The following is a 10,233-nucleotide window of genomic DNA, read 5'->3' on the forward strand; positions in this document are numbered from 1 at the left end:
GCGCGGGCTCTGTCTGGCCGCGGCGGCGGCCGCGCTGATCATCGGCGGGCCCGCCGTGGCCACCGTCCTGACGGCGGGCGACGACGGCGGGAAGGACACCGCGCTGCCGCACGCGCACTCCACCAGCCCGGCCGAGGACGCCTTCTTCCACCACATGACCACGAAGCGCACGGCCACCGACCCGGTCACCAAGGTCACGGCCACGGTCGGCACCGAGGGCAAGGCCTGGGGCACGCACGCCGTGCTGGAGCTGAAGAACGTCAAGGGCCCGCTCAAGTGCAGCCTGGTCGCGGTCTCCAGGACGGGCGAGCGGGAGGTCGTCACCTCCTGGTCCGTCCCCGCGTGGGGCTACGGCATCCCGGACAGCCCGGACCGCACCGCCCGCGGCCCGCTGTACGTGCACGGGGGCACGGCCATGGACCGCGAGGCGATCGACCACTTCGAGGTCCGCACCTTCGACGGCGACCGGCTGGTCTCGGTCGACGCCTGACCGGGTCCCGGCGGGGTCCTTTCGACCGGCCGCACCCGCGAATCGGTCGGCCCGCACCCGCGAATCGATCCGCCCGTACCCGTGAATCGGTCGGCTCGCACCCCCGAAAACGCAGATCACAGATGCGCGGTACGCCCTGTTCGCGTACGGTTGACGGCTGCCCAGCACGTCAGAAGGGGGCCGTGGGTGGCCGCGCAGGAAGCCGCTGTGGATTCGGTACGGGACCGGGAGATCGGTGTCGAACAGGACCATCTCGACCAGGTGTACCGGCGTCTCGAGGAGAAGATCCACGAGGCCGAGTTCCTGATGGACGACGCCGCCCGCCGCGGCCATGTCGGCACGCCCGGCGCGCTCGCCGAGCGCGACGCGCAGGTCTTCCGCGCCGGGGTCCACCTCAACCGGCTCAACAGCGAGTTCGAGGACTTCCTCTTCGGCCGGATCGACCTGCTGCTCGGCAAGGACGGCGAGCTCGGCCCGGACGGCGCGTACACCTCGGTCGAGCCCGCCGACGACGCCGTACGCGACGGGCGCGCCGAGATCGCCGAGACGCTGCACATCGGGCGGCTCGGGGTGCTGGACGCCGACTACTCGCCGCTGGTCATCGACTGGCGCGCGCCCGCCGCCGCGCCCTTCTACCGCTCCACGCCCAAGGACCCCGGCCGGGTCGTGCGCCGGCGCGTCATCCGCAGCAAGGGGCGCCGGGTGCTCGGCGTCGAGGACGACCTGATGCGCCCCGAGCTGACCGCCTCGCTCGGCGGCGCCGAACTGCCCGTCGTCGGCGACGGGGCGCTGATGGCCGCGCTCGGCCGGGCCCGCAGCCACGCGATGCGCGACATCGTCTCCTCCATCCAGGCCGAGCAGGACCTGGTGATCCGCGCCCCCGCCGCCTCGGTCACCGAGGTCGGCGGCGGCCCCGGCACCGGCAAGACGGCCGTCGCCCTGCACCGCGCCGCGTACCTCCTCTACCAGGACCGCCGCCGGTACGCCGGGGGCATCCTCGTGGTCAGCCCGACCCCGCTGCTCGTCGCGTACACCGAGGGCGTGCTGCCCTCGCTCGGCGAGGAGGGGCAGGTCGCCATCCGCGCGGTCGGCTCGCTGGTCGACGGTGCCGAGGCCGGCGCCTACGACGAGCCGGCCGTGGCCCGCGTCAAGGGCTCCTCGCGGATGGTGAAGGTGCTCCGGAAGGCGGCCCGCGGCGCGCTCGAACTGCCCGCCGCCGACGGGGCTGCGGCCCCCGACCGGCTGCGCGCCGTCGCCTTCGGCGAGCGGGTCGAGCTGGACGCGGCCGAGCTCCAGCGCATCCGCCAGGCGGTGCTGGGCGGCACCGCGCCGGTCAACCTGCTGCGCCCGCGCGCCCGCAGGCTGGTGCTGGACGCGCTGTGGGCCCGGTCCGGCGCCCGCAGGCGCTACCCGGACGACGAGCTGGCGGCCGAGGCGCGCCAGGCGTTCGACGAGGACATCGCCACCGAGCCGTACTTCACCGAGTTCCTCGATGCCTGGTGGCCCGAGCTCACCCCGCGCCGGGTGCTGGCCGCGATGGCCGACGAGCGGCGGCTCGGCCGCTGGTCGCGCCGGGTGCTCCAGCCGCGCGAGGCCCGGCTGCTGGCCCGCTCGCTGCGGCGGACGGGCGCCGAGGGCAGGGGCCCGCTGTCGGTGCACGACGTGGCGCTCCTGGACGAGCTGCACGTGCTCCTGGGCGCCCCGGCCCGCCCCCGCAAGCGCGAGGCCGACCCGCTGGACCAGCTGACCGGCCTTGAGGAACTCACCACGTACGCCGACCGGATGCCCATGCGCCGCAGCCGGGTCGAGCGGCTGGAGGAGGAGCGCATCGACTACGCGCACGTGATCGTCGACGAGGCGCAGGACCTCACGCCGATGCAGTGGCGCCTGGTCGGTCGCCGCGGACGGCACGCCACCTGGACGGTCGTTGGCGACCCCGCGCAGTCCTCCTGGTCCGACCCGGAGGAGGCGGCGGCGGCGCGCGACGAGGCGCTCGGCACCCGCCCGCGCCGCCGGTTCACGCTGACCGTCAACTACCGCAACCCGGCGGAGATCGCCGAGGTCGCCGCGAAGGTCCTCGCCCTGGCCATGCCCGGCATGGAGTCCCCGGAGGCGGTCCGCTCGACCGGCAACCATCCGCGTTTCGCGGTAGCGAACCAGAGTCACGGCGCGGTGGCGAACCAGAGTCACGGCGCTGTCTCCGGCGGCGACTTGGGGGCCGCCGTGCGCGAGGAGGCGCGGCGGCTGCTGGAGGAGGTGGACGGCACGGTCGGCGTGGTCGTCGCGATGGACCGCCGCGAGGAGGCCCGGCAGTGGACCGCCGGCCTCGGCGACCGCGTCGTGGCCCTGGGCAGCCTGGAGGCGAAGGGCCTGGAGTACGACGCGACGGTCGTGGTCTCGCCCGCCGAGATCGCCGACGAGTCCCCGGCCGGGCTGCGCGTGCTGTACGTGGCGCTGACCCGGGCCACCCAGCGGCTGACCGTCCTCTCGGGTGAACGGGACATGCCGGACGGGGACGGGGTTCCGGACCTGCTCAGGGACTGAAGCAGCAGGGCCAGGCCGCCGCCGATCGGGCCCATTTGCCGTCAACTGCCGAACCAGGAATGACTTCTCGGGGGTCTTTGTTAGCCTGGGTACGGCACCGGCTCGATCCAAGCCCCCGGGCCCAACCTTCGTCGCTACGAGCGACCACTTGCCGCGAGGCGAGCATGGCGGGTCGGTGCCACTTACACGTCAACGCGATGGGCGCTCCTCCCACCCGGGAGGGGCGCCCATCGCGTTGGGTCCACGGCGGGGATGGAACAATATTTCCGAAAGTCGACGGCGACTAACGCGTACCGGCAGGTAGGTGCGACGATCGGACGGCGCGAACCGGCCACCCACGGCCGCGCGATCGCGGCGACAACCGCGCAGCACACGCACCACGCGTACCACAGGGAAAGCAGAGGAAGTCCGCCATGGCAACGGCGCCCAGCGTCTCCTACTCGATGACGGTCCGGCTCGAGGTCCCGGCGAGCGGCACCGCCGTGAGCCAGCTCACCACCGCCGTGGAGTCCTCCGGCGGATCGGTGACCGGCCTCGACGTCACCGCCTCGGGCCACGAGAAGCTGCGCATCGACGTCACCGTCGCGGCCACTTCCACCGCCCACGCCGACGAGATCGTCGAGAAGCTCAGCTCCATCGAGGGCGTCACGCTCGGCAAGGTCTCCGACCGTACGTTCCTGATGCACCTCGGCGGCAAGATCGAGATGGCGTCCAAGCACCCCATCCGCAACCGCGACGACCTGTCCATGGTCTACACCCCCGGCGTCGCCCGCGTGTGCCTGGCGATCGCCGAGAACCCCGAGGACGCCCGCCGGCTGACCATCAAGCGCAACTCGGTCGCCGTCGTCACCGACGGCTCCGCCGTGCTGGGCCTGGGCAACATCGGCCCCAAGGCCGCGCTGCCCGTCATGGAGGGCAAGGCGGCCCTCTTCAAGCGCTTCGCCGGCATCGACGCCTGGCCGATCTGCCTGGACACCCAGGACACGGACGCGATCGTCGAGATCGTCAAGGCCATCGCTCCCGGCTTCGCGGGCATCAACCTGGAGGACATCTCCGCGCCCCGCTGCTTCGAGATCGAGGCCCGGCTGCGCGAGGCCCTGGACATCCCGGTCTTCCACGACGACCAGCACGGCACGGCCATCGTCGTGCTCGCCTCGCTCACCAACGCGCTGCGCGTGGTCGGCAAGAGCATCGGCGACGTACGGGTCGTGATGTCCGGAGCCGGCGCGGCCGGCACGGCCATCCTCAAACTGCTGATCGCGGCCGGCGTCAAGCACGCGGTGGTCGCCGACATCCACGGAGTGGTGCACGCGGGCCGCGCCGACCTGGCCGCCGTGGACGGCGGCGCCAACGGCAGCGCGCTGCACTGGATCGCCGAGAACACCAACCCCGAGGGCGTCACCGGCACCCTCAAGGAGGCCGTCGCGGGCGCCGACGTCTTCATCGGCGTCTCGGCCCCCAACGTGCTGGACGGCGAGGACGTGGCGGCCATGGCCGACGACGCGATCGTCTTCGCGCTGGCCAACCCCGACCCCGAGGTGGACCCGGCCGTGGCCCGGCAGACCGCCGCCGTGGTCGCCACCGGCCGCAGCGACTTCCCGAACCAGATCAACAACGTGCTGGTCTTCCCCGGTGTCTTCCGCGGCCTGCTCGACGCGCAGTCGCGCACGGTGAACACCGACATGATGCTGGCCGCCGCCAAGGCGCTGGCCGATGTCGTCACCGAGGACGAGCTGAACCGGAACTACATCATCCCCAGCGTCTTCAACGACAAGGTCGCCGGCGCCGTCGCCGGGGCCGTCCGGGAGGCCGCGAAGGCCGCCGGACCCGCTGTGACCGGGGCCACGGCGCGCTGAGCACGGCGCGTCGCGGGGGTCGGGGCCCGCAAGGGCCCCATAAGGTGACGGGCAGAAAAATGGCCGCTCAACCTGACCGTAACCCTGAAGCGAGCCGTGCGGTGCGCTGCCAGGAGCAGACAGAGCGTCACCAATTCGAGGTGTGACACTCTTCGTGTGACTCTCAGGGGTGCCGGATTGGCTTTCCCGCCGCAGGTGGGGGCAGGATGCGTACCCGGGCGCGAGGGTCTGTAACCAGACCCGGGTCCGGGGACTGTCCGAGGGCCCTGGCAGCATCGGCTTCGATCTCACGCCTCAATGGCAAAAGAACACGGGAGTAACTATGAACCGCAGTGAGCTGGTGGCCGCTCTTTCCGAGCGCGCCGAGGTGACCCGCAAGGACGCCGACGCCGTCCTGAACGCGCTCGCCGAGACCATCGGCGAGGTCGTCGCCAAGGGCGACGAGAAGGTCACCATCCCCGGCTTCCTGACCTTCGAGCGCACCCACCGTGCCGCTCGCACCGCGCGGAACCCGCAGACCGGCGACCCGATCCAGATCCCGGCCGGCTACAGCGTGAAGGTCTCCGCGGGCTCGAAGCTCAAGGAAGCCGCCAAGGGCAAGTAGGGCGCTCGCCTCCGGCGGACCACCGGAGGACCGCGAAGGGCGGCCACCCACGGGAGGGTGGCCGCCCTTCGACGTATGCGGTGGCCTACGGCTTGGGCAGCCCCGGCCGTGCGGTCAGGTCTTCGGGAGCTCGACCTTCCCGCCCAGGTCCGACAATTTCTGCATGAAGTTCTCGTAGCCGCGGTTGATGAGGTCGATGCCGTGGACGCGGGACGTGCCCTGGGCCGCCAGGGCGGCGATCAGGTACGAGAACCCGCCGCGGAGGTCGGGGATGACCAGGTCCGCGCCCTGGAGCTTCGTCGGTCCCGACACGACCGCGGAGTGCAGGAAGTTGCGCTGGCCGAACCGGCAGGCGGAGCCGCCCAGGCACTCGCGGTAGAGCTGGATGTGTGCGCCCATCTGGTTGAGCGCCGAGGTGAAGCCCAGCCGGGACTCGTACACCGTCTCGTGGACGATGGACAGGCCCGAGGCCTGGGTCAGGGCGACGACCAGCGGCTGCTGCCAGTCGGTCTGGAAACCGGGGTGCACGTCGGTCTCCAGGGCGATGGCGTTGAGCGGGCCGCCCGGGTGCCAGAAGCGGATGCCCTCGTCGTCGATCTCGAAGGCGCCGCCGACCTTGCGGAAGGTGTTGAGGAAGGTCATCATCTCGCGCTGGCCGGCGCCGCGTACGTAGACGTTGCCCCCGGTCGCGAGCGCCGCGCTCGCCCAGGAGGCCGCCTCCAAGCGGTCCGGCAGGGCGCGGTGGTTGTAGCCGCCGAGCTTGTCGACACCGGTGATGCGGATGGTGCGGTCGGTGTCCATGGAGATGATCGCGCCCATCTTCTGCAGCACGCAGATGAGGTCCTCGATCTCCGGCTCGACGGCCGCGTTGGACAGCTCGGTGACGCCCTCGGCGAGCACCGCGGTGAGCAGCACCTGCTCGGTGGAGCCGACCGAGGGGTACGGGAGGCGGATCTTGCAGCCGCGCAGGCGCTGCGGGGCCTCCAGGTACTGGCCGTCGGCGCGCTTCTCGATGGTGGCGCCGAACTTGCGCAGCACGTCGAAGTGGAAGTCGACGGGGCGGCCGCCGATGTCGCAGCCGCCCAGGCCCGGGATGAAGGCGTGGCCGAGGCGGTGCAGCAGCGGGCCGCAGAAGAGGATCGGGATGCGGGAGGAGCCCGCGTGGGCGTCGATGTCGGCGACGTTGGCGCTCTCGACCCGGGACGGGTCGAGGATCAGCTCGCCGGACTCCTCGCCGGGGCGGACCGTGACGCCGTGGAGCTGCAGCAGACCGCGGACGACACGGACGTCGCGGATGTCGGGGACGTTGCGCAGCCGGCTGGGTCCGCTGCCCAGCAGGGCGGCGACCATGGCCTTGGGCACGAGGTTCTTCGCGCCGCGTACACGGATCTCACCCTCCAGCGGTGTGCCGCCGTGGACAAGCAGGACGTCGTCGGTCATGGGTCTCGCGTTCCTGGAGTTGGGCAGGGACCAGTGAAATGGTAAGGGTCGTTCGACCCCTCTTTGTATGGGCAGGACGTGTATCCGGACGTCATCGGTTCGTCACAACACACTGTGTCCACCGGCCACTTCGCATGGTGACCGGAAATCGGCGGCGTACGGGGGCGCGTTCTCGCCGCTTCTGTACGCCCCATGCGCTCCCGCCAGGGCTTCGACCGCGTAGGGGGATTGCCGCCCCGCGAAGGGCGAAGGTGCGGGATCATGTCGTCATGACCGAGGTGTCCTCCCTCACAGGGCGGCTGCTGGTCGCCACCCCGGCGCTGGCGGATCCGAACTTCGACCGGGCCGTGGTGCTGCTGCTCGACCACGACGCGGACGGGTCGCTGGGTGTCGTCCTGAACCGGCCGACCCCGGTCGGCGTCGGGGACATCCTCGAATCCTGGGCCGGGCTGGCAGGGGAGCCGGGGGTGGTCTTCCAGGGCGGGCCGGTGTCGCTGGACTCGGCCCTCGGGGTCGCGGTGGTGCCGGGCGCTGCCGCGGGGGAGAGCGAGGTGGACACCGTCGTGGGCGAGGGCCCGCTCGGCTGGCGCCGGGTGCACGGCGCGATCGGCCTCGTCGACCTGGAGGCGCCGCCGGAACTGCTCGGGGGAGCGGTCGGCTCGCTGCGCATCTTCGCCGGGTACGCGGGCTGGGGCCCGGGCCAGCTGGAGGACGAGCTGGTCGAGGGCGCGTGGTACGTGGTCGAGTCCGAGCCGGGTGACGTCTCCTCGCCGGACCCGGAGCAGTTGTGGCGCGCGGTGCTGCGCCGCCAGCGGAACGAGCTGGCGATGGTCGCCACGTACCCGGACGACCCGAGCCTGAACTGACGCCGTTGCCTTGACACCGTTGCGTTGGGGCGGGCGCTGGGTTGCGGCCGGCTCGGTACCGCCGGGCTCCGCCGTCGTGGTTTCTCCCCGCCGCGGCGGGGATTCTCGGGGGACTCCGTCCCCAGCCCCCAGCCGGGGCCAACGCCCGGGGACTGCGCAGAGGCCCTGGGCCCGCATGGGTCCGGGGGCAAGCACGGGCCTGGGGCCAGCGGTGCTTGGGGCCGGCGCGGTCCGGAGGCTAGCGGGGTCCCGGGGGAGGAGTCCCCAGGAGGCTTCCCGCCGCGACGGCGGAGTCCGGATGGAGGCACTCCCCCCGGGGCTACAGCCAGGGGCATCCCACCAAGCGGTAGCTGGGGGATCCGCACGGCCGGGGGCCTGGGGGCGGAGTGCCCAGGAGTTTTTCCGGCGCGGCGGTGGGCGACCACGGCGCTGGAGCCAGGTGGTGCCGAACGGTCGGAGGCCCCGGGGAAACTCCCGCCGCGGCGGCGCGGTGCCATGACGGTGGAGTCCGGCGGTGCCGATGCCGACCGTGCCCAGGTCAGTTCCCGTTCCCACGGAAGGCGACCCGGTATGCGCTGGGGGAGACGCCCAGGGTCGACTGGAACGCCAGGCGGAGGGAGGCGGCCGTGCCGAAGCCCGACTCGGCCGCCACGCGGTCCACCGTGTGGTCCGACTCCTCCAGGAGCTGGCGGGCGCGGGCCAGCCGCTGCTGGGTGAGCCACTGGACCGGCGTCATGCCGGCCTCCTCGCGGAACCGCCGGCTGAACGTCCGCACGCTCATCGACTCCCGCGCGGCCAACTCCCTTAGTGTGAGCGGCCGGTCGAGGTGCTCCAGCGCCCAGGCGCGGGCCGCGCCCGTCGAGGCGCGGCGGCCCGGTCCGGCGACCGGGCGGGGGATGAACTGGGCCTGCCCGCCCTCGCGGTGGGGCGGGATCACCGTCCGCCGCGCGACCTCGTTGGCGACGGCCGCCCCGTGGTCGCGGCGGATCATGTGCAGGCACAGGTCGATCCCGGCGGCCTCCCCGGCCGAGGTGAGCACATCGCCCTCGTCGGCGTAGAGCACGTTCGGGTCGAGCCGCACGGTGGGGAACAGGCGGCGGAAGCGGTCGGCCGACCGCCAGTGGGTCGTCGCCCGCCGCCCGTCCAGCAGCCCGGCGGCGGCCAGTACGAACGCGCCCGTGCAGATGGAGGCGATCCGCGTCCCCGGCCGGATGCGCCCCATCGCCTCGGCCAGCGCGGCCGGCAGCCGCCCGGCGCTCTCGCTCTCGTCGGCCTCGTGCGAGGCCGGGACGAGCACCGTGCGGGCCCGCTCCAGCGCCTCGGGACCGCGCGCCACCCGGATCGGGAAGTCGGCGTCCGTCCGCACCCAGCCGGGGGCGAGACCGCAGGTCACCACCTCGTACAGCGGCTCCCCTTGGGCCGACCTGGCCTGGCCGAACAGCTGGTGGACGATGCCGAGTTCCAGCGGCAGCAGCCCGTGGCGTACGAGGACGGCGACCCGGTGGCGGCCGGGAGGCGGGGGAGTGGTGCCGGGGTCCAGGGCCATGGCGCGATTTTGCACATGGTGGCTATCCGGCCACTCGCCGGGCCCTGCCCACTGCCGGAGGCCCGACCGTATGAGGCCTCGACCGTTTGAGGCCTGACCGTTTGGGGCTCGGCCGTTTGAAGAACTGGGGATCCAGAGCAGGACACTGCCCCGGCGGGTGGCCGGCGCCGCCGGACTCGCGGCCGTCACGGCCGGAGCGTTCGCGGCCTGTCGGGGCGCTGTGCGCGGTGGGGGCGCCGCTCGCCCGCACGGCCCGCGTGGGATCGGGTGGCGTCGGTGGGTGGCCCGTCCGGGACCGTGCGCGGGGCGCCGACGGGCCGGTCCTGAGACCGCTCCCTGCTCGCCGCGCGCGTGAGTACCCTTGGACGGCATGAGCACTCTTGAGCCCGAGCGTGGGACAGGCACCGGAACCCTGGTAGAGCCGACGCCGCAGGTGTCGCACGGCGACGGCGACCACGAGCGCTTCGCCCACTACGTCCAGAAGGACAAGATCATGGCGAGCGCGCTCGAGGGGACGCCCGTCGTCGCGCTGTGCGGCAAGGTCTGGGTCCCGGGCCGCGACCCGAAGAAGTACCCGGTCTGCCCGATGTGTAAGGAGATCTACGAGTCCATGGGCGTCGGCGGCGACAAGGACAAGAGCGGCAAGGGCGGCGACAAGAAGTAGCGCCCACCCCCGCCGGGCCCGGCCTCCCAACGCGCCCGGTCCGCCCCCTCGTTACGAGGGAGACGGGCCGGGCGCGTGGCGTGCCCGGCCATTCGATGATCCACGGGACCGGGCCGTGACGGCGGCCGGCCGCCCGTGATGAGGTAAATCCCAGTTCGCCTGCGACGACTCCGCACCGAAGGACACTCATGACTGACCGCCCCACGGCCGGCACCCCCGTCCC

7 protein-coding genes and 1 pseudogene are annotated in these 10,233 nt (G+C 72.8%); 6 read left to right on the forward strand and 2 right to left on the reverse strand.

The genetic code is table 11. From position 1 onward, the window contains the following. The 4 genes and pseudogenes from AOK16_RS20320 to AOK16_RS20335 all read left to right on the forward strand — a co-directional run. Window positions 1–490: pseudogene (locus tag AOK16_RS20320) on the forward strand (RNA polymerase subunit sigma); the annotation flags it as partial. Between the two features lie 186 nt (window positions 491–676). Then, the gene (locus AOK16_RS20325) at window positions 677–3,034 is read left to right on the forward strand and encodes a HelD family protein (RefSeq protein WP_055473629.1); all 2,358 of its coding nucleotides are present in this window, start codon (window positions 677–679) and stop codon (window positions 3,032–3,034) included. 413 nt (window positions 3,035–3,447) lie between these two features. Next, window positions 3,448–4,890, forward strand: a complete 1,443-nt coding sequence (locus AOK16_RS20330; protein WP_055473630.1) for an NAD-dependent malic enzyme — start codon at window positions 3,448–3,450, stop codon at window positions 4,888–4,890. A 322-nt stretch (window positions 4,891–5,212) separates the two neighbouring features. Further along, window positions 5,213–5,494, forward strand: coding sequence for an HU family DNA-binding protein (locus AOK16_RS20335; RefSeq protein WP_055473631.1), 282 nt, complete (start codon window positions 5,213–5,215; stop codon window positions 5,492–5,494). A gap of 114 nt (window positions 5,495–5,608) precedes the next feature. Here AOK16_RS20335 and murA read toward each other — a convergent pair whose 3' ends face one another. Further along, window positions 5,609–6,934 carry a UDP-N-acetylglucosamine 1-carboxyvinyltransferase gene (murA, locus tag AOK16_RS20340; RefSeq protein ID WP_055473632.1) on the reverse strand — a complete coding sequence of 442 codons (1,326 nt, stop codon included), beginning with the start codon at window positions 6,932–6,934 and terminating at the stop codon, window positions 5,609–5,611. A gap of 269 nt (window positions 6,935–7,203) precedes the next feature. On the opposite strand from murA, the gene AOK16_RS20345 reads away from it, so the two are divergent. Continuing rightward, complete coding sequence (locus tag AOK16_RS20345) at window positions 7,204–7,800, forward strand: YqgE/AlgH family protein (protein WP_055473633.1); 597 nt, start codon at window positions 7,204–7,206, stop codon at window positions 7,798–7,800. Between the two features lie 538 nt (window positions 7,801–8,338). Here AOK16_RS20345 and AOK16_RS20350 read toward each other — a convergent pair. Continuing rightward, window positions 8,339–9,346 (reverse strand): GlxA family transcriptional regulator, encoded by a 1,008-nt coding sequence (locus AOK16_RS20350; protein WP_055473634.1) that lies wholly within the window; start codon window positions 9,344–9,346, stop codon window positions 8,339–8,341. Window positions 9,347–9,716: 370 nt separating this feature from the next. Between AOK16_RS20350 and AOK16_RS20355 the strand changes: the two genes are divergently transcribed. After that, on the forward strand, window positions 9,717–10,010 hold the full coding sequence (locus AOK16_RS20355; RefSeq protein ID WP_079101600.1) for a DUF3039 domain-containing protein: 294 nt from the start codon (window positions 9,717–9,719) through the stop codon (window positions 10,008–10,010). Window positions 10,011–10,233: the final 223 nt, after the last annotated feature.

This window comes from Streptomyces pathocidini (genome assembly GCF_001418495.1).
Classification (GTDB): domain Bacteria; phylum Actinomycetota; class Actinomycetes; order Streptomycetales; family Streptomycetaceae; genus Streptomyces; species Streptomyces pathocidini.

Bases quoted from the DNA above. Each gene is read 5' to 3' on its own strand.
- AOK16_RS20330 (WP_055473630.1), top strand. From the start codon at position 3,448: ATGGCAACGGCGCCCAGCGTCTCCTACTCGATGACGGTCCGGCTCGAG.
- AOK16_RS20335 (WP_055473631.1), top strand. From the start codon at position 5,213: ATGAACCGCAGTGAGCTGGTGGCCGCTCTTTCCGAGCGCGCCGAGGTG.
- murA (WP_055473632.1), bottom strand. From the start codon at position 6,934: ATGACCGACGACGTCCTGCTTGTCCACGGCGGCACACCGCTGGAGGGT.
- AOK16_RS20345 (WP_055473633.1), top strand. From the start codon at position 7,204: ATGACCGAGGTGTCCTCCCTCACAGGGCGGCTGCTGGTCGCCACCCCG.
- AOK16_RS20350 (WP_055473634.1), bottom strand. From the start codon at position 9,346: ATGGCCCTGGACCCCGGCACCACTCCCCCGCCTCCCGGCCGCCACCGG.
- AOK16_RS20355 (WP_079101600.1), top strand. From the start codon at position 9,717: ATGAGCACTCTTGAGCCCGAGCGTGGGACAGGCACCGGAACCCTGGTA.